The organism is Pseudomonas sp. lyk4-R2A-8, from assembly GCF_030209095.1.
Classification (GTDB): domain Bacteria; phylum Pseudomonadota; class Gammaproteobacteria; order Pseudomonadales; family Pseudomonadaceae; genus Aquipseudomonas; species Aquipseudomonas quebecensis.
In genome coordinates this window covers 95,187-116,877 of the sequence record NZ_JARVSS010000004.1, presented here as the reverse complement: position 1 = coordinate 116,877, position 21,691 = coordinate 95,187, and the positions used below count along the sequence as shown (strand labels likewise).

General features: G+C 62.3%; 22 protein-coding genes. 8 read left to right on the top strand and 14 right to left on the bottom strand.

The features are described from left to right. Positions 1-21: 21 nt before the first annotated feature. From QRN10_RS04910 to QRN10_RS04890, 5 genes are all read left to right on the top strand, one after another. A complete protein-coding gene (locus tag QRN10_RS04910; RefSeq protein ID WP_181075766.1) occupies positions 22-702 on the top strand; it encodes a response regulator in 681 nt (226 codons plus the stop codon). Then, the gene (locus tag QRN10_RS04905) at positions 699-2,021 is read left to right on the top strand and encodes an ATP-binding protein (protein WP_181075765.1); all 1,323 of its coding nucleotides are present in this window, start codon (positions 699-701) and stop codon (positions 2,019-2,021) included. The genes QRN10_RS04910 and QRN10_RS04905 overlap by 4 nt, the downstream gene beginning before the upstream one ends. Before the next feature lie 123 nt (positions 2,022-2,144). Beyond that, positions 2,145-2,912, top strand: coding sequence for an N-acetylmuramoyl-L-alanine amidase (locus QRN10_RS04900; protein ID WP_285427940.1), 768 nt, complete (start codon positions 2,145-2,147; stop codon positions 2,910-2,912). Between the two features lie 231 nt (positions 2,913-3,143). Then, positions 3,144-4,538, top strand: coding sequence for an aspartate aminotransferase family protein (locus QRN10_RS04895; protein ID WP_285427939.1), 1,395 nt, complete (start codon positions 3,144-3,146; stop codon positions 4,536-4,538). Positions 4,539-4,620: 82 nt separating this feature from the next. Further along, positions 4,621-4,845, top strand: a complete 225-nt coding sequence (locus tag QRN10_RS04890) for an MbtH family protein (RefSeq protein ID WP_181075759.1) — start codon at positions 4,621-4,623, stop codon at positions 4,843-4,845. Between the two features lie 36 nt (positions 4,846-4,881). Here QRN10_RS04890 and QRN10_RS04885 read toward each other — a convergent pair whose 3' ends face one another. The 7 genes from QRN10_RS04885 to minC all read right to left on the bottom strand — a co-directional run bounded on the left by QRN10_RS04885 (position 4,882) and on the right by minC (position 11,633). After that, positions 4,882-7,047 carry a mechanosensitive ion channel family protein gene (locus tag QRN10_RS04885; protein WP_253508714.1) on the bottom strand — a complete coding sequence of 722 codons (2,166 nt, stop codon included), beginning with the start codon at positions 7,045-7,047 and terminating at the stop codon, positions 4,882-4,884. Positions 7,048-7,119: 72 nt separating this feature from the next. Continuing rightward, the gene (locus QRN10_RS04880; protein WP_253512110.1) at positions 7,120-7,287 is read right to left on the bottom strand and encodes a hypothetical protein; all 168 of its coding nucleotides are present in this window, start codon (positions 7,285-7,287) and stop codon (positions 7,120-7,122) included. Between the two features lie 145 nt (positions 7,288-7,432). Beyond that, on the bottom strand, positions 7,433-8,722 hold the full coding sequence (locus QRN10_RS04875) for a M18 family aminopeptidase (RefSeq protein ID WP_181075753.1): 1,290 nt from the start codon (positions 8,720-8,722) through the stop codon (positions 7,433-7,435). Between the two features lie 170 nt (positions 8,723-8,892). Further along, positions 8,893-9,528, bottom strand: coding sequence for an RluA family pseudouridine synthase (locus tag QRN10_RS04870; protein WP_181075752.1), 636 nt, complete (start codon positions 9,526-9,528; stop codon positions 8,893-8,895). A 96-nt stretch (positions 9,529-9,624) separates the two neighbouring features. Beyond that, positions 9,625-9,879 (bottom strand): cell division topological specificity factor MinE, encoded by a 255-nt coding sequence (gene minE / locus QRN10_RS04865; RefSeq protein WP_003175252.1) that lies wholly within the window; start codon positions 9,877-9,879, stop codon positions 9,625-9,627. A 3-nt stretch (positions 9,880-9,882) separates the two neighbouring features. Further along, positions 9,883-10,695: a septum site-determining protein MinD gene (gene minD, locus QRN10_RS04860; protein WP_034099397.1), complete on the bottom strand. Its 813-nt coding sequence runs from the start codon at positions 10,693-10,695 to the stop codon at positions 9,883-9,885. Positions 10,696-10,895: 200 nt separating this feature from the next. After that, positions 10,896-11,633, bottom strand: coding sequence for a septum site-determining protein MinC (gene minC, locus QRN10_RS04855; protein WP_285428011.1), 738 nt, complete (start codon positions 11,631-11,633; stop codon positions 10,896-10,898). Positions 11,634-11,753: 120 nt separating this feature from the next. On the opposite strand from minC, the gene QRN10_RS04850 reads away from it, so the two are divergent. Both QRN10_RS04850 and QRN10_RS04845 read left to right on the top strand, forming a co-directional pair. Next, positions 11,754-12,689: a lipid A biosynthesis lauroyl acyltransferase gene (locus QRN10_RS04850; protein ID WP_181075750.1), complete on the top strand. Its 936-nt coding sequence runs from the start codon at positions 11,754-11,756 to the stop codon at positions 12,687-12,689. A gap of 30 nt (positions 12,690-12,719) precedes the next feature. Next, positions 12,720-13,868, top strand: coding sequence for a patatin-like phospholipase family protein (locus QRN10_RS04845; RefSeq protein WP_181075748.1), 1,149 nt, complete (start codon positions 12,720-12,722; stop codon positions 13,866-13,868). A gap of 47 nt (positions 13,869-13,915) precedes the next feature. On the opposite strand, the gene QRN10_RS04840 is transcribed toward QRN10_RS04845, so the two are convergent. The 7 genes from QRN10_RS04840 to puuE all read right to left on the bottom strand — a co-directional run bounded on the left by QRN10_RS04840 (position 13,916) and on the right by puuE (position 20,831). Then, positions 13,916-14,701, bottom strand: a complete 786-nt coding sequence (locus tag QRN10_RS04840; protein WP_181075746.1) for an outer membrane protein OmpK — start codon at positions 14,699-14,701, stop codon at positions 13,916-13,918. A gap of 229 nt (positions 14,702-14,930) precedes the next feature. Further along, the gene (locus tag QRN10_RS04835) at positions 14,931-16,277 is read right to left on the bottom strand and encodes a nucleobase:cation symporter-2 family protein (protein WP_285427938.1); all 1,347 of its coding nucleotides are present in this window, start codon (positions 16,275-16,277) and stop codon (positions 14,931-14,933) included. A gap of 117 nt (positions 16,278-16,394) precedes the next feature. Beyond that, positions 16,395-17,681: a urate hydroxylase PuuD gene (locus tag QRN10_RS04830; RefSeq protein ID WP_181075742.1), complete on the bottom strand. Its 1,287-nt coding sequence runs from the start codon at positions 17,679-17,681 to the stop codon at positions 16,395-16,397. Positions 17,682-17,732: 51 nt separating this feature from the next. Then, positions 17,733-18,236, bottom strand: coding sequence for an ureidoglycolate lyase (locus QRN10_RS04825; protein WP_181075740.1), 504 nt, complete (start codon positions 18,234-18,236; stop codon positions 17,733-17,735). Between the two features lie 120 nt (positions 18,237-18,356). After that, on the bottom strand, positions 18,357-19,352 hold the full coding sequence (gene alc / locus QRN10_RS04820) for an allantoicase (RefSeq protein ID WP_253508705.1): 996 nt from the start codon (positions 19,350-19,352) through the stop codon (positions 18,357-18,359). Between the two features lie 40 nt (positions 19,353-19,392). Next, entirely contained in the window at positions 19,393-19,908 is a 516-nt protein-coding gene (gene uraD / locus QRN10_RS04815) for a 2-oxo-4-hydroxy-4-carboxy-5-ureidoimidazoline decarboxylase (protein WP_181075736.1), read from the bottom strand. Further along, positions 19,905-20,831: an allantoinase PuuE gene (gene puuE, locus QRN10_RS04810; protein ID WP_181075734.1), complete on the bottom strand. Its 927-nt coding sequence runs from the start codon at positions 20,829-20,831 to the stop codon at positions 19,905-19,907. Before puuE ends, uraD begins: the two co-directional genes overlap by 4 nt. Positions 20,832-21,210: 379 nt before the next feature. Between puuE and uraH the strand changes: the two genes are divergently transcribed. Next, positions 21,211-21,564, top strand: coding sequence for a hydroxyisourate hydrolase (gene uraH / locus QRN10_RS04805; protein WP_181075732.1), 354 nt, complete (start codon positions 21,211-21,213; stop codon positions 21,562-21,564). Positions 21,565-21,691: the final 127 nt, after the last annotated feature.

The following is a 21,691-nucleotide window of genomic DNA, read 5'->3' as shown; positions in this document are numbered from 1 at the left end:
ATCTTTCATGAAGGGTTCAGCATGCACGTACTGGTCTGCGAAGACGACGAACTGATCGCCAGCGGCATCGTGGCCGGCCTCACTGCCCAGGGTTTTACCGTCGAGCGCGTGGCCTCGGCCGCCGCCGCGCGCGCGATGCTCAAGGCCGCGACCTTCGACATCATGGTGCTCGACCTCGGCCTGCCCGACGAAGACGGTCTCAAGCTGCTGCAGCAACAACGCAGCCAGGGCCTGGAGATTCCGGTGCTGATCCTCACCGCCCGGGACTCGGTGACCAACCGTGTCGATGGCCTGCAGGCCGGCGCCGACGATTACCTGCTCAAGCCCTTCGACCTGCGCGAATTGGCCGCACGCCTGCAAACCCTGCTGCGCCGCGTGGCGGGCCGCAGCGTCAACCTGATCGAGCACGGCTGCCTGACGTACGACCCCAGCAGCCGTGAAACTTTCCTCAGCGGTCAGCCGGTGGACCTGTCCCGCCGTGAACAGGCGCTGTTGCAGGCCCTGCTGCACAACAAGGGCCGCGTGCTCTCCAGCGAGCAGCTCAAAGACAGCGTCTACGGTTTTAATGACGAGCTGGAAAGCAACGCTCTCAATGTGCATATCCACCACCTGCGGCGCAAGTTGGGCAACGGTATCGTCGAAACGGTGCGCGGTCTCGGTTACCGCCTGGGGCCGGCGGGCACGGCAAAGGACGCGTCTTGAAAAGCCTGCGTCTGCGCCTGACGTTCAAGTTGGGCGTTGCATTTGTGTTGATCTGGGCTCTGGCGGCGGCCTGGATGCTCAATGACCTGCGCAACCAGATGATGTTTTCCCTCGACCAGCGCCTCGTGGCGTCTGCGCGCATGGTGGCCGGGCTGACCGAACAGATGCCGGGCCTGGCCAGTGTCAGCGGTGGTGCGCATTTCAGTGCCGAACAACTCAATGTGCCGGGCGGCATGGCCTGTCAGGTCAGTTCCCTGCGCGGGGAAGTCCTCGCGCGTAGCCATACCACCCCGGATGAGGGCTTGGAGTCGCGCAAGAGCGGCTTTCGCGACCAGGTCATCGATGGCGTGGGTTGGCGCAGCTTTACCTTGTCCCGTGGCGACCTGCTGATCACCACCGCCGACCGCCAGGTGGAGCGCGAGGCATTGAACCTGTCGATCCTGCTGGCAGCCTCGGTGCCGGTGGGCGTGGCGATGCTGGGGTGCCTGTGCCTGCTGTGGCTGGGCATCGGCCAAAGCCTGTTGCCGCTCAACCGCATGCGCGACGCGCTGATGCGGCGCAGCGCCGATTCCCTCGAACCGCTGCAGATCCACCCGCTGCCCAGCGAACTCAAACCGCTGCTCGACACCCAGAACCAACTGTTGCAGCGCATCGCCAAGACCATCGAGCGCGAACGCCGCCTCACCGGCGATGCGGCCCATGAGCTGCGCAGCCCGCTGACGGCGATCAAGACTCACCTGCAGGTGGCGCGCATGACCGACGGCGCCGCCCGCGACCAATCCCTGGCCCACGCCGAGGAGGGCGCCGACCGCCTGCATCGCACCCTGGAGCAATTGCTGCTGCTGGCGCGGGTGGAAGGCAGTCTTTCGTTTGACGATGGGCTGCAGTCCAGCGCCGAAGAAGTCGCGCGTCTGGCCATCCAGGACGCCAACGCCGGCGACAACGCGCGCATCGACCTGAGCCTGTCGGACAACCTCTGCGGCGCCCCGGTAGACATGCCGGTGGGCCTGGCGGTCGCCGCATTGCGCAACCTGCTGGACAACGCGTTGCGCCACACTCCGGCGCACACCCGCGTGGAATTGAACGTGTTCAACCACGCCGACAAGGTGGTATTTCGCGTGCGCGACCATGGCAAGCAGATCTCCAGCGAAGACCTGCAATACCTCACTCAGCGCTTCTGGCGCAACGGCAGCAGCGAAGGCTGTGGCCTGGGCCTGGCGATCGTGCAGGCGATCGTGCAGCGCTGCGCCTGCTCGCTGACCTTCGACAGCCTCCCCGATGGCCTGCGCGTCGAGCTGAGCATGCCGCTGCGGCGCTGATCGCTTTTCTTTGAGAGCCAAATAGTTACCGCCCGCCTGGCGTCCGAACCTTCAGGATGGCGGTAATTTTTTTGCGTTTGAACGGGCCGAACGACTTGGCCTGTATTGAAAAGGACGGCTCTCATGTTGGTCATCGACACCAGTTATCCCGCTACCGGCTTCAACGGGCGCAATGGCGAGCCCGTGCGCCAGGTCATCGTGCATTACACCGCGGCGCCGTTTGCATCCTCCCTGCGCACGTTGACACAGGATGGGGTGAGTGCGCATTACCTGCTGCCCGACCCCGATGATCCCGGCTATCGCGCCGTCGGCTATGAGGAATTGCGCGTGTTTCGCCTGGTGGACGAGACCCAGCGCGCCTGGCATGCCGGCGCGAGCCATTGGGACGCAGGGGACAACCTTAATAGCCGCTCGATCGGTATCGAGCTCGTCAACCTGGCGCGGGACGACGCGGGCGTATTCAGCTTTCCCGCCTACGCCGAGGAACAGATCGAAGTACTGATCGCGCTGCTGCACGATGTCCTGGGGCGCTATCCGCGGATTACGCCGACCGATATCCTCGGCCACTCCGACGTGGCCTACTGGCGCAAGAGCGATCCGGGGCCTCGGCTGCCCTGGGAGCGACTGCACAGGGCAGGTATCGGCGCCTGGTTCGATGAGCCGACGCGGGCCATGTACCAACGACGCTTCTGTGTCGGTCTGCCACCGGAAGTCGAAGTGGAGCGGGCCTTCCAGCGCTATGGGTACAAACCGGCGCAGAATCGCCAGGCGTTCGAACTGAGAACGCGTGCGTTGCAAATGCATTTCCGGCCACGGGATTACTGCGGCGTGCTGGACGCCGAAACCTGCGCGATTCTGTATGCCTTGAATGAAAAATACCGCGGGCTCTGAAGCCCGGCGCAGGGCAAGCCTGCTCGCCACCAGAACCTGATTTTTTCAGGTTATGTTTTCACCGAAGATGGGTAGATGCCTAGGGTCATCAGGGGCATTCATCACTGCCGCCTAAATCCTCTTCTCGCTGGTGCGTTTCCAGAACAGGAAATCCGTGCGCATGCCCTCGGGCCAGACGCCAACGGATCGGCAGTTTGGTCACCATCATCCAGCGTATTGAGGGATCCAGAGATGTCAGTCGCTACCAGCCGTATTGAAGATACCCAGGTGCATGAAACGCTCTATCAGTTCGACGAAACCCCGCTGCTGGCGCGTCAATGTCAGCAGGAGTCCAACGCGCGCAGTTACCCACGGCGCATCCCCCTGGCGCTCAAACGCGCCAAGGGTATTTATGTGGAAGACGTGGAAGGTCGCCGCTTTATCGATTGCCTGGCCGGCGCGGGGACGCTGGCGCTGGGGCATAACCACCCGGTGGTGATCGACGCGATCCGGCAGGTGCTGATCGATGAGCTGCCGCTGCACACCCTCGACCTGACTACGCCGGTCAAGGATCAATTCGTGCAGGACCTGTTCGGCCTGTTGCCGGCCGAACTGGCGCGCCAGGCCAAGATCCAGTTCTGCGGCCCCACCGGTACCGATGCGGTGGAAGCCGCGCTGAAACTGGTGCGCACCGCCACCGGACGCAGCACCGTGTTGTCGTTCCAGGGCGGTTACCATGGCATGAGCCAGGGCGCGTTAAGCCTGATGGGCAGCCTGGGCCCTAAGAAACCCCTGGGCGCCTTGCTTGCTCATGGCGTGCAGTTTCTGCCATACCCTTACGACTACCGTTGCCCGTTCGGCCTGGGCGGCGCGGAGGGGGTGCGGGTCAATCTGCATTACCTCGAGAACCTGCTCAACGATCCCGAAGCCGGCGTGTTGTTGCCGGCTGCGGTGATTGTGGAAGTCGTGCAGGGCGAGGGCGGCGTGATTCCGGCGGACCTCGACTGGCTGCGCGGTCTGCGGCGTATCACCGAACAGGCGGGCGTCGCGTTGATCGTCGACGAAATCCAGAGCGGCTTCGGTCGCACCGGCAAAATGTTTGCCTTTGAACACGCCGGCATCATTCCGGACGTGGTAGTGCTGTCCAAGGCCATCGGCGGCAGCCTGCCGCTGGCAGTGGTGGTGTACCGCGACTGGCTCGACACCTGGTTGCCGGGTGCTCATGCCGGGACCTTTCGCGGCAATCAGATGGCCATGGCGGCAGGCTCGGCGGTGATGCGCTACCTCAAGGCCCATGACCTGCCCGGCCACGCGGCAACGATGGGCGAGCGCCTGGGCGAACACCTGCGCCTGCTGCAGCGTGACTTCCCGCACCTGGGGGACATCCGTGGGCGCGGGCTGATGCTCGGCGTCGAGCTGGTGGACCCGCACGGCGCGCTCGACCAGCAGGGCCACCCTCCGGTGCATCGCCAGTTGGCGCCCTTGGTGCAACGCGAATGCCTCAAGCGCGGGCTGATCCTGGAGCTGGGCGGTCGCCACGCCAGCGTGGTGCGATTTCTGCCCCCGCTGGTGATCACCGCCGGCGAAATCGACCAGGTGGCCGAGATTTTCGGTCGCGCCCTCGCGGCAGCCGTCGCCAGCCTCTAATTTTTTGTAGGCGCGCTACGTTTCTACAGATATCGACGCTGTGCACGCTGCACAGCCAGCCCATGAACGACGGAGAACCGCAATGACCTCAGTATTTGACCGCGACGACATCCTGTTTCAGGTGGTGGTCAACCACGAAGAACAGTATTCCATCTGGCCCGACTACAAGGCCGTGCCCGAAGGCTGGCGCACCGTGGGCAAGAGCGGCTTCAAGAAAGAATGCCTGGCCTACATCGAAGAAGTCTGGACCGACATGCGTCCCCTGAGCCTGCGCCAGAAGATGGACGGCGCGGCACTGGCCGGTTGATCTGCGCCGCTCCCGATCCTGCAATGGGATCGGGAGTCAGACGGTTTTGTCTTTTTCCTGCCCGGATGCCGCCGTCACTACCTGCACACTCAAGCGCGGCGTGGCCAGGTCCAGGCCCGCTTCGTCCAGCTGGCGCTTGAGCGACAGGTTGAACGCCCGCGACACTTCCCACTGTTTGATCGGCGCCGTCTTGAACCGCGCGCGCAGAATGGCGCTGCCGGACTCAAAGCTCTCCACGCCCTGGATCTCCAGCGGCGACCAGATATTGCGGCGCTGCATGGGGTCGTTGCGGATTTTCTGGCCGACCTCGCGGATCAGTTTGATCGCGTCGTCGATGTCCATGTTGTACGGGATCGCCACGCGGAAGATCGCGTAGCCGAACTCCCGCGAGTAGTTCTTGATGCTTTTGATTTCGCTGAACGGGATGGTGTGCACGATGCCGTCGATGTCGCGCAGGCGCACGGTGCGAATGGTCAGGCCTTCGACCGTGCCCAGGTGGCCGCCGACGTCGACGTAGTCGTCGATGGCCAGGGAGTCTTCGATGATGATGAACAGACCGGTGATCAAGTCCGCCACCAGCGATTGTGCACCGAAGCCGATGGCCAGGCCGATCACACCGGCACCGGCCAGCAGCGGCGTGACGTTCATGCCCATGTTCGCCAGTGCGACGATGGCGGCGATGATGAAAATGGTCACGAACAGCACGTTGCGGATCAACGGCATCATGGTCTGGGCGCGGGCATTGGCCAGGCCTTTGCGCGAGCGCGTCAGGGCGTGGTGGATCGCGGTGTCGCTGAGGATCCAGATCAGCCAGGCAAACAATAGCGTACCGCCCAGGCCGAACAGCTTGACGCTGATTTCATGGCCGTCGCCTTCGGTAAACCGAATCAAGGAAAGGCCCCACACCCGCAGGCCCAACTCGATAAACGCCAGCCACACCAGCAGATGGGCGAGGGTGTAGAAAAAACTCTTCAGGCGCTCGGAATACAGTGCATGACGCTTGTGCCCGCGCTGCGGCTTGAGCGCATGGCGACGCACCAGGCCGTTGATCACCATGCACAACACCAACAGCACCGTGCACAGCAGCGACTGGCGCAGGGCGGTGCTGGTGTCGCCGGCTGACAGGAAGGTGGCGAACAGCGAAATGCCCACCAGCAACAACGCCGGCAGGTACCAGAAGGTACCGATAATCGAGAGGGTGTCGCTGAGGGCGCGGCGAGTGAGGCGGCGCGACAGCGGCTGGTTGCGGATCAGGTGCGCAATCGGCCGGCGAAAGCGCAGGATGAACACACCGGTGGAGAGGGCCGCCATCACATTGGCCACGGTCGCGGCGGTGTGGGCCAGGTGCGGTCCCAGGGATTGCATCATGCGCGGGTCGCTCAGGGCTTCGCCGAAGGCGGCGAAACTGCCGATCAGCCACAGCGGGCGAAAGGCCTGGTGGCGCAGGATGTACAGCGCACGATGGCGGTGCGGACCGTCGAGCAGGGAGAACGCAATCACGCAGATCGCCGAAAAACAGGTGCCCACCACCAGCGCATAGGCCAGCACCATCGCCAGGGATTTGCCCAGGGACGAAGGCAGGGCGTAGCTCAGGTACACGGTGATGACCAGGGCGATCAGCCACGGCCCGAGTTTGCGCAGGGCGAAGCGCAGCATGTCCCAGGTGCGTGGATGTTGCGGCAATTCTTCGGGCAGGCCGAAACGTTCGCGCACGCGGTGGCTGAGCCAGATCAGCGCGGCGGCCAGCAGGCTCCACACCGCCAGGATCAAGGCAAAGCCGAAAATGATCGGCAGCCATTCGCTGGCTGGCAGCATCAGGGCTTCAAGTTCGTCCTTGGCCTGGTCGACTTCATCGGACCAGCGCCCCAGTGGGCTGTCGCTGCCGGAGAATTGCTGTTCCAGGCCTGACAGCGTACTGCCGATCAAGCCGAGCACGCCTTGCTCGGCGACCGGCTGGGCCTTTTGCGTCGCGGCGCGCAGCTTTTTCAGGTCGCTGAGCAACTGGGTGCGCTGCTGGTCGTTCTCCAGGGTCTTGATCACCTCGTCCAGCGATTGCCCCAAGGGCACCTCGGCCTGCGGTTGGGGCTTGCTGGAGCCTGCGAGTAACCCGGGCAGGCCCGCCGCGTGGGCGGGCGAGGTCGGCAGCAGAATGAGCAGGGCGAGCAGCAGGCAACAGGGCAGGGCAAACAGACGGGAAAGCACGAGGCGGTCAACCTTGGAGACGACGAATTGACCGAGTGTACGAGGGCGCTATGCCAGATGCGAGTGCAATTGTCATTCGGCCAGCTTGGCCAGGATTTTGTACACCACGGTGCCCAGAATCAGCAGCATGCCGATCCACATGCCGAATACGCCCAGAGGCTTGTCGCGAAAGTTGAAGCCTACCGCCAGCAGGATCATGCCGATCAGGATGGGAATCAGCATGGCGTGGAACGAGGACATGGGGATCATGGAGCGACGGCCTTGTCTGAGGGGAATATCGACCAGTCTAGGTCGGATTGCGCAAAGTGCAGGTGATGCAGGTCAGGGGGATGCAAAACCAATGTGGGAGGGGGGTGTCCCCTCCCACCTACAGGCAGTCCTGGTTTCAGGGCAGGTCGTGGCTGGCGTAGAACGCGCCCAACACCTTCACCAAATGCGCCAGGTCATGGCTGCCGCACAGTTCACGGATCGAATGCATGGCAAACGTCGGCAGGCCGATGTCCACGGTGCGCACGCCCAGGTGGCTGGCGGTGATCGGGCCGATGGTCGAGCCGCAGCCCATGTCGCTGCGCACCACGAAGCTCTGCACCGGCACTTCCTGGGCCATGCACAGGTGGCGGAAGAAACCGGCGGTTTCGCTGTTGGTGGCGTAGCGCTGGTTGCTGTTGACCTTGATCACCGGGCCGGCGTTGAGCTTGGGGCCGTGGTTGGCGTCGTGCTTGTCGGCGTAGTTAGGGTGCACGCCGTGGGCGTTGTCGGCCGACACCAGCAGGGATTTCTGGATGGTGCGCACGAATTCATCACCTTCGGGCAACAGGCGACGCAGGGTCTGCTCCAGCATCGGGCCATCGGCGCCACAGGCCGAGCAGGAGCCGACTTCTTCGTGGTCGTTGCACACCAGCACGCAGGTTTCCTCGCTGTCGCTGGTCAGCAGGGCCTGCAGACCGGCGTAGCACGACAGCAGGTTGTCCAGGCGCGCGCCGGCGATGAAGTCGCCGTTGAGCCCGATCACCGCGGCGCTCTGGGTGTCGTAGAAGCTCAACTCATAATCGAGTACGACGTCGGCATTGAGCCCGTGTTCGCGGGCCAGTTGGTCGGTGAGCACGGCGCGGAAGTCTACGCGCTCGTCACCGGCGAACTGCGCCAGGATCGGCGGCAGCTCGGTCTGGGCATTGATCGCCCAGCCCTGGTTGGCTTCGCGATTGAGGTGGATGGCCAGGTTAGGGATGATCGCGATCGGCAGTTTGAAGTCGATCAATTGGCTTTCGACCTTGCCATCGCGGCGGAAGGTCACGCGCCCGGCCAGCGACAGGTCGCGGTCGAACCACGGTGCCAGCAGGGCACCGCCGTAGACTTCCACGCCCAACTGCCAGAAGCCCTGGCGTTGCAATTCCGGCTGCGGCTTGACCCGCAGGCACGGGCTGTCGGTATGGGCGCCAACCAGGCGAATGCCGCCCTGCAGTGGTGAATGGCGGCCGAGTTTGAAGGCGATGATCGAGGAGTCGTTACGGGTGAGGTAGTAGCGCCCGTTGGCTTCGGTGGTCCAGGTTTCGCGCTCGTCGAGACGCTGGTAACCGGCCGCTTCCAGGCGCTGGGCCAGGGCGGCGGTGGCATGAAAAGGAGTAGGGGAGGCCTTGAGAAAGTCGATCAGGCCTTGATTCAACGCTTCGCGCATAAATAGCTCCAGACAGCAATGCGCGGAGTTTACCGTTCGATGGCGGCAAGTGCACATAACAAATGTGGGAGAAGGCTTGCCCCTGATTGCAGTGTGTCAGTCAGTACATCTGTCACTGATACGCCGTCATCGGGGGCAAGCCCCCTCCCACATTTGCCTGTGTTGACCACTTAAAAGGGTGCAGGGCACTCGAAGCGCAGGCGCTCGCCGCTTTGCGGATGGGTAAAGCTGAGCATGCTCGCGTGCAGGCACAGGCGCGGCCACGCAGCCAGGGCTTGTTCGTGGGCGTACAGGCCATCCCCCAACAGAGGGTGGCCGATGGATAGCATATGCACACGCAATTGGTGCGAGCGTCCGGTGATGGGTGTCAGCTCGACGCGGCACCAGTCGCCGCAGCGCTCCAGCACCTTCCAGAAGGTCAGTGCATGCTTGCCGAATTCGTGGTCCACCACATGCCGGGGCTTGGTGGGTGGGTCGTAGCGCAGGGGCAGGTCGATGCTGCCGCTGTCCAGCGTCGGTTGGCCCCAGGCCAGGGCAGTGTAGGCCTTTTCGGTTTCACGGTCGTGAAACTGGCGCGACAGCTCGCGATGAGTATCCGCGTCGCGGGCCAGCAGGATAATGCCCGAGGTTTCCCAGTCCAGCCGGTGGACGATGCGAGCTTCAGGGTAGCCGTTTTCCTGCAGGCGCGTGATCAGGCAATCCTTGTTGTCGTCGGCGCGCCCAGGCACCGAGAGCAGCAGGGTCGGCTTGTTCACCACCAGGACAGCGGCGTCCTGGTAAAGGATATGAATGTTGGACAACGGCATTAAACAGCCTCGTAACAAACGCCAACGGCGGCTGGGCCACCCGGCTCCCGCGAAGGGAGCCGAATGACCGAGCCGCCGTGGCGACCGCCCGTTCGATCAACGATCGGGCAGGGTGATATTGAGTTCCAGAATCGAGCAGCTGCCGTCGTTTTCCAGGGCGACATGCACGTCATCGTTGCCGATATTGACGTACTTGCGGATCACCTCGACCAGTTCCTTCTGCAAGGCTGGCAGGTAATCCGGGGTGCTGCGTTGGCCGCGTTCGTGCGCCACGATGATCTGTAGACGCTCTTTCGCGACCGACGCGGTGCTTGGCTTTTTGTTGGCGCGAAAGAAGTCGAGAAATTTCATTGTTCAATTGCCTCCAAAGATACGCTCGAAGAATCCCTTCTTCTTGACATCGAGGAAGCGATGTTCCACGGACTTGCCCAGCAGGCGATCGACCGCATCGCTGTACGCCTGGCCGGCGTCGCTCTGGTCATCGAGGATCACCGGAACACCCTGGTTGGAGGCCTTGAGCACCGCTTGGGATTCTGGAATCACGCCCAGCAGGGTCACGGCAAGGATTTCCTTCACGTCTTCAACGCCGAGCATTTCGCCGTTGCTGACGCGCTCAGGGTTGTAGCGGGTGAGCAGCAAGTGCTCCTTGATCGGGTCCTGGCCTTCTTCGGCGCGCTTGGATTTGCTGGCCAGCAGGCCGAGCATGCGGTCCGAGTCACGTACCGAGGAGACTTCCGGGTTGGTCACGACGATGGCTTCGTCGGCGAAATACATCGCCAGGTGCGCGCCGGTCTCGATACCCGCAGGGGAATCGCAGACCACGTATTCGAAGGTTTCCTTCAGCTCGGCAAGAACTTTGCCTACGCCTTCCTTGGTCAGCGCGTCTTTGTCGCGGGTCTGGCTGGCGGCCAGCACGTACAGGTTCTCAAGACGCTTGTCCTTGATCAGAGCCTGTTGCAGGTTGGCTTCGCCGTTGACCACGTTGACGAAGTCGTACACCACGCGGCGTTCGCAGCCCATGATCAGGTCGAGGTTACGCAAACCCACGTCGAAGTCGACGATGACTGTCTTGTGGCCGCGCAACGCGAGACCGGTACCGATAGCGGCGCTGGTGGTGGTCTTACCCACACCACCCTTGCCGGATGTAACCACGAGAATCTTGGCCAAGGTGTTTCACCCCTAAGGAAAAAGGACTTTTCAGCCCCTGAAAAACATCTCTTGAAACTCGCTGCAGGCGGACAGCCCTTGTAGGAAAAAAGCTGTGGCTCCCATGGGGAACGCCAGCTTTCAGTTATTCCTACGCAAGTCTTGCCGGTTTCGCTGTGCTATCAGAGTCTAGAGATGCTTGGAAAATGCGGCAGTATCCGTTAAAGGCGGACGATGTTCAACACATCGCCCGACAGGCTTATCTGCACCCCGGCGCCCCACAGCGGATCGCGGCGCAAATCTTCGGAAACCTTGTACTGGCCGGCGATGGACACCAGTTCAGCGGTCAACTGCTGACAGAAAATACGGGCCTTGGTGTCACCCTTGATCCCGGCGAGGGCGCGTCCGCGCATCGGGCCGTATACATGGATATTGCCATCGGCGAGAAGTTCCGCGCCGGGGCTGACGGAGGAGACGATCACCAGGTCGCCGCCCTGGGCGTAAATCTGCTGCCCGCCGCGTACGGGCGTGGTGATGATCTTTGTAGGCTTGATCGTCGGCTCGGGTGGTTTTTCCGGTTTTTTCTTCAGCTCGCCTTCGGTCGGATCGAGCGGTCGCTCGCGTGCACCCGAGGGTGGCAGTACTGGCAGTTCAATAGCGATTGCCGCGGCAATGTCTTCGATCCGGCTGGCCCGGATGGCCAGGGTGCGCAGGCCATGGGAGCGGCACACGCGCATCAGGCCGGGCAGGTCGATGGCGCCTTGACCGGCGGGCAGTTTGTCCAGGGCCAGCACCAGCGGGGCGTTGTTGAAGAAGTTGGGGGCCAGGGCGACCTTGGCGGCGAGCTGGCGGTCCAGGGCCTCGAGGTCGTTGTGCGCCAGTTCCAGCACGGTGATGGCGAGCATGCTGCCTTTCAACTGGAACACGGGATCTTGGTCTAGCGGTTCGGTTTGGCTCATGGTCGGCATAAAGCGGCTTGTCACGAAAAGTGTCGAGACTTATAACGAGAACACTCACCCGCCGCAAGCCGAGTCGAACCGTTGTAGAATGCGCGGCCCTTGTCTTTACCGGAATCTGTAATGGATCGCCCGCGTTTTCGAGCTGTATTTTTTCACCCGCGATTTTGGCTGTTATGGCTGGGACTCGGCCTGCTCTGGCTGGTGACCCAATTGCCGTACCGCGCGCTGCTGGCCATTGGTCGGCTGCTGGGCGCGGGCATGTACCGTGTGGCCGGCGAGCGCCGCCGCATTGCCGCACGCAACCTGGAGCTGTGCTTCCCGGAAAAATCCGCCGAGGAGCGCAAGCGGCTGCTCAAAGAGAACTTCGCATCCACCGGCATCGCCTTCTTTGAAATGGCCATGAGCTGGTGGTGGTCGCGCCAGCGCCTGGCGCGGCTGGCCCATGTCGAGGGCCTGCAACACCTCAAGCAGGCGCAGTTGGACGGCAAGGGCGTGATCCTGATGGCCCTGCATTTCACCACCCTGGAAATCGGCGCGGCGCTGCTCGGCCAGAAGCACACCATCGACGGCATGTACCGCGAGCATGGCAACGCGTTGTTCGACTATGTCCAGCGCCGTGGCCGCGAGCGGCATAACCTCGACTCCCTGGCGGTGGAACGCGAAGACGTGCGCGGCATGCTCAAGCTGCTGCGCGCCGGCCGCGCCATCTGGTATGCACCGGACCAGGACTACGGCGCCAAGCAAAGCATTTTTGTGCCGCTGTTCGGCATTCAGGCCGCCACCGTCACTGCCACCAGCAAGTTCGCCCGCCTGGGTAAGGCGCTGGTGGTGCCGTTCACCCAGGAGCGCCTGGCCGATGGCAGTGGCTATCGCCTGGTGATCCACCCGCCGCTGGCTGACTTCCCCGGTGACAGCGATGAGGTCGACTGCCTGCGCATCAACCAGTGGATCGAAGCCTGCGTGCGTGAATGCCCCGAGCAATACCTATGGACCCACCGCCGCTTCAAGAGCCGGCCGGCGGGTGAACCGAAACTGTACGAAAAACGCCGTCGATAAGACCGACCTTTCCCCACATGGAGTGACGCGATGCGCCCAGCTGAACCGGTTACAGGCTTGATTCTTTCCGGCGGCGGGGCGCGAGCGGCGTATCAGGTGGGGGTACTGGCGGGGATTGCCGAGCTGTTGCCGCCGGGGGCGCCCAACCCGTTTCCGGTGATCGTCGGCACGTCGGCCGGGGCGATCAATGCCGTGAGCCTGGCCAGTGGCGCCATGGATTTTCGCGCGTCCATCGAGCGCCTGACCGCGTTCTGGCAGGGCTTTCGCAGCCACCTGGTGCTGCGCAGCGATTGGCCCGGCGTGGCGCGCCAGGCCGGGCGCTTCCTGATTCACAGCCTGTTGGGTCTGGGCCGCCAGGTGCCGGTGGCGCTGCTCAACAGCTCGCCATTGCGTGACCTGTTGCAGGACAAGCTGCACCTGCCGGGGATCGATGAAGCCATTCGGCAAAAGCACCTGCATGCGGTGGCGGTCACAGCCTTTGGCTATGAGTCCGGGCAAGCCGTGACCTTCTACCAGGGCGGCGGCACCATTGACGCCTGGCTGCGCCATCGACGCATCGGCGTGCCGACCCAACTGACGGTTGAGCACCTGCTCGCCAGTTCGGCGATCCCGCTGCTGTTTGCCCCGGTGAAGCTCGACCAGGAATATTTCGGGGACGGTGCGGTGCGCCAGTCGGCGCCCATCAGCCCGGCACTGCACCTGGGTGCCAGTCGCGTGCTGGTGGTTGGCGTCAGCGGCAACCCGCGTGGCAACGAGCCGGTCGTGCAGCGCGTCTACACCGGGCAGCAACCGACCTTGGCGCAGATTGGCGGGCACATGCTCAACAGCACCTTCATCGACAGCCTGGAAAGCGATATCGAATTGCTGGAACGCCTCAATCAGTTCAGCCATCTGCAACCGGCCGACAGCGCGGCGCGCGGTCTGGCGCCGGTGGAGGTGCTGGTGATCGCCCCCAGCCAGCCCATCGACGAAATCGCCGCGCGGCATCGCCAGGAAATGCCGGCGGCGTTGCGTGTGTTCCTGCGCGGGCCGGGTGCGACCAAGACCAGCGGGGCAGGGGTGCTGAGCTACTTGTTGTTCGAGGCGGGGTATTGCAGCGAATTGATCGAGTTGGGCAGGAAAGATGCGCTGGCCAAGCGTGAAGAGATCACCCGGTTCCTGGGTTTGCAGCCTGTCTGACTGTGGGAGGGGCGAGCCCCTCTCACACGCGCACCTGCGGTGTTCGATCAGAAGTGATACTTGACCAGGAAGCTCGCCGTGTCCTGAGTCGTCTTGAACGCGCCGGAATCTTCGATGCCGTACTTGTTCTTCCAGTAGTCGTATTCGAAACCGACGTACAGCTGTTTCTCGCCCCAGTTCATGGCCTTGCCCAGGTCGTATTTGACCTGAGGGTTGAAGTGCAGGTTGGCGTGGTAGGTGCCGCGGGCGTTCTTGTCGTTGTCCACTACCCAGTCCATGAAGCCGTCGATCAGGATGTTCGAGTTGCCCACCGGGATCGTGTACGACCATACCGGGGTGATCTGCCACACGCCGTCACCTGGCCGATTGCCTTCGGTCTGGCGCTGGTAGAAGTTCAACTGGAAGTAATCGAAACCGGGGATGTTCAAATCGAAGCCGGGGCCGACCAGGTACGACTCGTTGTCGCCTTCGCCGAACTCGTACGTCATCGCCAGCAATACGTCTTTTATCGGGCCGAAGGACAAGTCCTGGTCGAAAATCTTGCCGAACGACAAGCGCGGGCTGAACTCACCGTAGTAGGTGTTCGGGCCGACGTTGCCGTCTTCCTTGCCGTTGTAAAAGATGCGGTCGAGGAAGAAGAAGTTGTCGCCGTACTTCCACGCGTCGGCATGTTCGAACGTGACTGTCTGCTGGATCTGCGGGTTGACGGTGAAGTTCTTGCCCCACAAATACGTCAGGCTGTTGTTCTGCCACTGCAACAAGTCACCGGCCACGGCCTGGCCGCCGGCCAGCAGGGATCCCGCCAGTACCAGGCCTTTGAACATAGGTTTCATTCGGTTGCTCCCGAGTTAAAGTTTTATGTTTTTCTTTTAGTGCAGGTGCTCTGATGCGGCGCCTTTGGTTCGCTGTGAATATCGTCTGATCGGTCAGCTTTTATGGGTTTAGCAAGAGCCGCGCCAACGCGTTGAAGAGCAATCGATTCGAGCGGGCGCGGAGAATACTGATAACCCTGCCTGGCCTCAAGCGCGCTGTTACAGGGCGTACAGCGCGATGATGGGGCATTCAGGTGTGCGCGTGCTCGACCACCGCTCGCTCGGCGCCCCCGAGGATGTTGAACAGCACATTCAACGACAACGCGCTGAGGGTGGCCATGGCGATGCCGCTGTGAGTGATCGGGCTCATCCACAGCGGCAGTTGGGCGAAGAACTCCGGGCGCACCACGGGAATCAGCCCCATGCCGATGCTCACCGCCACCAGCAACTGGTTGCGGCGGTCGGCGATATCGGCTTCCTGCAGAATCTTGATGCCGGTGGCCGCCACCATGCCGAACATGGCAATCGCCGCGCCGCCCAGCACCGCCGGCGGAATCGACGCCACCAGGTAAGCGGCTTTGGGCAACAGGCTGAGCACGATCAGAAACGCCCCGGCCATGATCGTCACCGAGCGGCAGCGCACGCCGGTCATCTGCACCAGGCCGATGTTTTGGGCGAACGAGGAATGGGTGAAGGTGTTGAAGAACCCGGCCACGAACGACGCGCCGGCGTCGCACAGCAGGCCACGACGCAGCATCTTTGGCGTGACCTCGCGGTCGGTGATCTTGCCCAGCGCCAGGAACATCCCGGTGGACTCAACGAAGATGATCACCACCACCAGGCACATCGACAGAATCGGCGCCAACTCGAAAGTGGGCATGCCGAAATGCAGCGGCGTCACCACCTGCACCCACGGTGCCAGCGCCAGGCCGCTGAGGTCGACCATACCGAGGACGCCGCACAGGGCGTAACCCAGGCCCATGCCGATCAGCACCGAGATATTGACCCAGAAGCCTCGCATAAAGCGGTTGATCAGCAGGATGGTGGCCAGCACCAACGCGGCAATCGTCAGGTAGATGGGGGCGCCGAAGGTGGCCGCCGCGCTGCCGCCACCGGCCCAGTTCACGGCCACCGGGAACAGCGACAGGCCGATGGCGGTGATCACGGTGCCGGTCACCAGCGGTGGGAAAAAGCGCACGACCTTGGACATGAACGGCGCGATCAGCATGCCGAAGAACCCGGCGGCGATGGTGGCGCCGAAGATCCCCTGCAAGCCGATACCGGGCATGCCGGCCATGGCGACCATGCTGCCGACGGCGGCGAAACTGGCGCCCATCATCACCGGCAGGCGAATGCCCAGAGGGCCGATGCCGAACGACTGCACCATGGTGGCGACGCCGGCCACCAGCAGGTCGGCGTTGATCAGAAAGGCGATTTCTTCACGGCTCAGGCCGGCGGCCTGGCCAATGATCAGAGGCACGGCGACGGCGCCGCCGTACATCAACAAGACGTGTTGCAGGCCGACCAGAATCAGTTGCAAGAGGGGCAGCCGCACCATGGCGGGCGCGGCAGGAGTCTGCGGTTCTAACGGGGACATGCAACACCTCGAATCTTTTTTATTTTTGTATTGTGTGGAACGCAATCTCTAAACCACTGCAAGTCACCTGTGGGAGGGGGCAAGCCCCCTCGCACATTTTGGAGTTGCACCAGGCTGTTAGTTGGTATGCGCCCCCTGGTTGATCCAGGTGCCGATCAGATCGCGCTCCTGCTGGGTCATCTGGGTAATGTTGCCCAGCGGCATGATCTGGCTCGCCACGGCCTGGGCCTGGATGCGCGCCGCCTGCTGCTGGATCTGCGCCGGTGTATCGAACATCACGCCGGCCGGCGCGGTGCTGAACAGCGGGCTGGTGGGCTTGGCCGAATGGCATACGGCGCAGCGCTCCTGGATCACCCCATGCACCTTGTCGAAATCCACCGTCGCCTGGGCTGGCGCAGGCGCAGGCGCCGGTGCCGCAGCAGGCGCGGCGGGCTTGGCACCACCGCCCAGGGCGGTTTCCGGCAGTGGCTGGTACTCGATGGCCGCCGGTGCCTTGGCCACTTCCGCGACCGGCTTGGGACCGGTCACATACGCCAGGCAAATCATCGCCAACGCGCCCACCGGCAGGGTCCATGCGTATTTCTGACTGTTGTGCCGGGTGTTGAAGTAATGCCGCACCAACACCGCCGCCACCGCGATACCGGCCAGGATCAGCCAGTTGTAGTGGCTGCCGTAGGTGCTCGGGAAGTGGTTGCTGATCATGATGAACAGCACCGGCAAGGTGAAGTAGTTGTTATGGCGCGAGCGCAGCAGGCCCTTGGCCGGCAAGGCCGGATCGGGTGTGCGGTTCTCGGCGATGGCCGCCACCAGCGCGCGTTGTGCCGGCATGATGATGCGGAACACGTTGCCCACCATGATGGTGCCGATCACCGCGCCTACGTGCAGGTAAGCGCCGCGCCCACTGAACACTTGGCTGAAGCCATACGCGGCGCCAATCAACAGCACGAACAGGATGAAGCCGAGCAGGGCAGGGCGCTTGCCCAGGGCCGAGTCGCAGAGGAAGGAGTAGATAAACCAGCCGACGAACAGCGAGCCGATGCCCAGCAACACGCCTTGCGGACCACTGAGGCTGCTGCCCGGCGCCAGCAGGTACAAGGTCGGGTTGGAGTAGAACACCACACACAGCAGCGCGACGCCCGACATCCAGGTGAAATAGGCTTCCCATTTGAACCAGTGCAGGTTGTCCGGCATGGTCGGCGGGGCCAGTTTGTATTTTTCCAGGTGGTAGATGCCGCCACCGTGGATCGCCCACAAGTCGCCGGCCAGGCCGTCCTTGGGGTTGACGCGGTTGAGGTTGTTTTCCAGCCAGACGAAGTAGAACGAAGCGCCGATCCAGGCGACGCCAGTGATCATGTGAACCCAGCGCACGCTCAGGTTCAGCCATTCCAACAGATGTGCTTCCACAGTCTTTACCTCTCGCCTGTCACCCTTGTTGTCGGGTGATCCGGCCTTCTCTTATTGGTGGGGGGCGAGGATCAACCGCTCATCCTCTTGGAAAAAATGCTCATCGCAGTTATTGCCTGTGCCACTGCGATCAACCACCAGGAAGTCATCCCGCTTTTCGATCGTCAGCACCGGGTGGTGCCAGACGCCGCGATGGTAATTAATGCCCTGCCTGCCGTTGGTGACGAAGGCGCGGACCAAGCCTGATACAGGTACATCGCCAAGTGGCGCGACCACGATCAGAAAGGGGTTGCCGAGCAGCGGAATGAAAGCCTGGCTGCCCAGCGGGTGTCTCTCCAGCATGCACACGGTCAGCGGCATGTCCTGCGCGTCGGCGCGGAAGATGCTGATGATGGCGTGGTCTTCCGGCTTCGCGGTTTCGACCGTGGCCAATTTGTGAAAGCGCATGGTCGACCCGTTGTTGATCATGAAGTGATCGCTGCCGTCGGTTTCGATAACGTCTCCGAAAGGGGCGAAGGCTTCTTTGGTCAGGGGTTCGATCATCAGTGTGCGCATGGCTGTCTTCTTATCCGAGTTCTGTGTTGTCTGGTCTATTGCTATCGCGGGCAAGCCCGTTCCCACAGGGGAATGCATTCCAAATGTGGGAGCGGGCTTGCCCGCGATTGGGTTCACCGCTTATTTAGCGACCTTGCCCAGCACGCGCAGGCGGCTTACACCCCCATCCGGGAACACGTTGAGGCGGATGTGGGTAATCGGCCCCAGCGCCTTGATCTGCTCGGCAAAGGTATGTTCGGCGTGCATTTCCAGCTTCTGCGCCGGCAGCAGTTCGCGCCAGAACAGCGACTGGGTTTCGATCTGGCTGTCGGTGCCGCCTTTCACGAAAGCACCCTGGATCGAGCAGGTGTCCGGGTAGTTGCCCTTGAAGTGCAGGGTGTCGACGATGATTTTTTCGATCTCGCCCGGATGACCCAGGGCGACAATCACCCAGTCATTGCCTGGCGTGCGGCGACGCGCGGTTTCCCAGCCATCGCCCATGTTGATGCCACGGCCTGGGTTGAGGATGTTGCTCATGCGGCCGAAGTGTTCGTCGGAGCACGCCAGGGCGCGACCGCCGTTGAGCGCCGCCGCCAGGTCGACTTGTTCGTTGTCGCCCACCGCCGACCAGTCGCGGAACGGCACGCCGTACACACGCAGACGCGCCACGCCGCCATCCGGGTAGATGTTGAAACGCAAGTGGCTGAACGCCTGGTCGTTGTTGATCTCGTGGTAGTGGTGGCTGTTGCCCTGCAGCTCGACGGCCGACAGTACTTCGGTCCACTGGGTATTTGCGTCCGGCTCGCCGGAGGCCAGGAAGCAGGCTTCCAGGGAGGCCGACGGCGGGTAGTTGCCGGTGAAGAATGAAGTGTCGATGTCCACGCCCTTGATCGAACCCGGCACGCCCAGGCGGATCACTGCGCTGTCGTAACCTTCGAAGCGTTTGCGGCGCGACTCCCAGCCGTCCATCCACTTGCCGTTGTCATCGAACACGCCCTCCTTCCACACGGCCGGGGTCGGCTGGAACAAGCGGTTGGCGTCGGCGAACCAGTCATCGGTTACGGAGATGATCTTGGTGCCCAAGCGGGCGTCGGCCAGGTTGACGAACTTTTCGAAAGGTACGGGTTGCGCTTTCATTCTTCTTGTCTGCCTTAGATAGAGTGGCTGGGGATGGTGTTTAGAGGGTCAGTAAACGGAACAACGCGATCTTGTTGATCTCGTCCAGGGCGCACTTGAACTCGGTGTCTGCCGAATTGTGGATGCGCGTTTCGAACGCGGCGAGGATCTGATGCCGGTTGCTGCCTTTTACCGCCATGATGAAGGGAAACTTGAACTTGGCTTTGTAGGCCTCATTCAGCTCGGTGAAGCGCGAGAACTCTTCGGCCGTGCATTGGTGAATACCCGCGCCCGCTTGTTCATCGGTGCTGGCTTGGGTCAGTTGGCCCTGGACGGCAGCTTTTCCGGCCAGGTCGGGGTGAGCATTGATCAGCGCCAGTTGCGAGGCGTGATCAGCACTCAACAGGATATCGCTCATGCGCTGGTGCAGGGTTTCGATCTGATCGATCGACGCGTCCTGGCCCAGGTCGAAGGCCTTTTCGGCCACCCATGGCGAGTGTTCGTAGATATCGGCAAAGGCCTGCACGAAAGCATCACGGCTCAAGGTCGAGGGTTGCAGGGTTCGGAACGCAGTCATTTCGCCGCTCCCTTGTAAGGGTGAGTGGCTTGCCAGTGACGGGCGATGTCGACGCGGCGGGTGAACCACACCTGTTCGTGGCTTTTGGCGTATTCGATAAAGCGTTTGAGCGAGGCCAGGCGCGCCGGGCGACCGATCAGACGGCAATGCAGGCCGATGGAGAGCATTTTCGGCGCTTCGGCGCCTTCGGCATAAAGCACGTCGAACGCATCCTTGAGGTACTCGAAAAAGTCATCGCCCTTGTTGAACCCCTGCACCTGGGTGAAGCGCATGTCGTTGGTGTCCAGCGTGTAGGGGATCACCAGGTGCGGCTTGCCGGTGGGGGTGTTCGGTTCCCAGTAAGGCAGGTCGTCGTCGTAGGTGTCGCAGTCATAGAGAAAGCCGCCTTCCTCCATCACCAGCCGCCGGGTGTTGGGGCCGGTGCGCCCGGTGTACCAGCCCAGTGGCCGTTCACCGGTCAGTTCGGTAAGGATGCGGATGGCTTCGAGCATATGCTCGCGTTCCTGCGCTTCGTCCATGTACTGGTAGTCGATCCAGCGGTAACCGTGGCTGCAGATCTCGTGACCGGCGGCGACCATGGCGCGGATCACGTCCGGGTGACGCTGGGCGGCCATGGCCACGGCGAAGATGGTCAGCGGGATATCGAATTGTTTGAACAACTTAAGGATGCGCCACACCCCCGCACGGCTGCCGTATTCATACAGCGACTCCATGCTCATGTTGCGCTCGCCTTGCAGCGGCTGGGCCGAGACCATTTCCGAAAGGAACGCCTCCGACTCTTTATCGCCGTGCAAAATGTTGCGTTCACCGCCCTCTTCGTAGTTGAGTACGAACGACAAGGCAATGCGCGCCTTGCCCGGCCAGTGGGGATGAGGAGGGTTACTGCCGTAACCGATCAGGTCGCGTGGGTAGTCAGCGCTCACTGCAGTCTTCCTTCTTGTGCGTGGTAGCGAGTGTGTGGCGGCCAGCGGAAAGACTGGGTGGCGTCACAGCGATGGGCTGATTGTATACAACTTGATAGCCACTTTGTAAGCCTGTATTTCCGCATTTTTTCCAGACCGCTTGCACAGCTTAGCACTGCAAGAAACTTGCCCGGTCGGTCAGTAAATGTCTAAAAGGTCGTTCAAAAGCGAGGATTACCAAGAATTCAAACACCAGCACTGGGCCAAGCGGCGCAGGCTGAAATTTGTCATTTTTATTGTGTACAATTTTCGTTGAAAGTGTCTTAATCAGCCATCGCCACGTTTTTCTCGCCCTGAAAAAGTGCGGCCTCATTGACCTGACTGAACGGAGCCCCGACCCATGGGACGACTGACCACACACGTACTCGACGCGGCCCACGGCTGCCCCGGCAGCGCCATCAAGGTCGAACTGTACCGCGTCGAAGGCACGCAACTGGAACTGGTGGCCACTGCGGTGACCAACAGCGACGGCCGTTGTGACGCGCCGCTGCTGCAAGGCGACGACTATCGCAGCGGCGTCTACCAAGTGCAGTTCAGCGCGGGCGACTACTACCGCGCCCGCGGCGTGCAACTGCCGCAGCCGGCCTTTCTGGACGTAGTGGTGCTGCGTTTCGGCATCAGCGCCGAACAGGATCACTACCATGTGCCCTTACTGATTTCGCCTTACAGCTACTCGACCTATCGCGGTAGCTGAGTCGTCACCGCGCATCACCCCCAAAGCTCTTCGTTGGTTTCGCCCGCCCACACTGCGGGCTTTTTTTCTTTCGTCACACATTCAACTATCTAGCGCCCCTTGAGGCGCTGCGGTGCATAGGCTTGGC

Excerpts from the sequence above, each read along its gene's own strand:
- QRN10_RS04825 (WP_181075740.1), bottom strand. The coding sequence starts at position 18,236 with ATGCGCACACTGATGATCGAACCCCTGACCAAAGAAGCCTTCGCCCCT.
- QRN10_RS04900 (WP_285427940.1), top strand. The coding sequence starts at position 2,145 with ATGTTGGTCATCGACACCAGTTATCCCGCTACCGGCTTCAACGGGCGC.
- QRN10_RS04850 (WP_181075750.1), top strand. The coding sequence starts at position 11,754 with ATGGATCGCCCGCGTTTTCGAGCTGTATTTTTTCACCCGCGATTTTGG.
- QRN10_RS04870 (WP_181075752.1), bottom strand. The coding sequence starts at position 9,528 with ATGCCGTTGTCCAACATTCATATCCTTTACCAGGACGCCGCTGTCCTG.
- uraD (WP_181075736.1), bottom strand. The coding sequence starts at position 19,908 with ATGACTGCGTTCCGAACCCTGCAACCCTCGACCTTGAGCCGTGATGCT.
- uraH (WP_181075732.1), top strand. The coding sequence starts at position 21,211 with ATGGGACGACTGACCACACACGTACTCGACGCGGCCCACGGCTGCCCC.
- alc (WP_253508705.1), bottom strand. The coding sequence starts at position 19,352 with ATGAAAGCGCAACCCGTACCTTTCGAAAAGTTCGTCAACCTGGCCGAC.
- QRN10_RS04875 (WP_181075753.1), bottom strand. The coding sequence starts at position 8,722 with ATGCGCGAAGCGTTGAATCAAGGCCTGATCGACTTTCTCAAGGCCTCC.
- QRN10_RS04840 (WP_181075746.1), bottom strand. The coding sequence starts at position 14,701 with ATGAAACCTATGTTCAAAGGCCTGGTACTGGCGGGATCCCTGCTGGCC.
- QRN10_RS04895 (WP_285427939.1), top strand. The coding sequence starts at position 3,144 with ATGTCAGTCGCTACCAGCCGTATTGAAGATACCCAGGTGCATGAAACG.
- QRN10_RS04890 (WP_181075759.1), top strand. The coding sequence starts at position 4,621 with ATGACCTCAGTATTTGACCGCGACGACATCCTGTTTCAGGTGGTGGTC.
- QRN10_RS04835 (WP_285427938.1), bottom strand. The coding sequence starts at position 16,277 with ATGTCCCCGTTAGAACCGCAGACTCCTGCCGCGCCCGCCATGGTGCGG.
- QRN10_RS04845 (WP_181075748.1), top strand. The coding sequence starts at position 12,720 with ATGCGCCCAGCTGAACCGGTTACAGGCTTGATTCTTTCCGGCGGCGGG.
- QRN10_RS04910 (WP_181075766.1), top strand. The coding sequence starts at position 22 with ATGCACGTACTGGTCTGCGAAGACGACGAACTGATCGCCAGCGGCATC.
- minC (WP_285428011.1), bottom strand. The coding sequence starts at position 11,633 with ATGAGCCAAACCGAACCGCTAGACCAAGATCCCGTGTTCCAGTTGAAA.
- minE (WP_003175252.1), bottom strand. The coding sequence starts at position 9,879 with ATGAAATTTCTCGACTTCTTTCGCGCCAACAAAAAGCCAAGCACCGCG.
- QRN10_RS04880 (WP_253512110.1), bottom strand. The coding sequence starts at position 7,287 with ATGTCCTCGTTCCACGCCATGCTGATTCCCATCCTGATCGGCATGATC.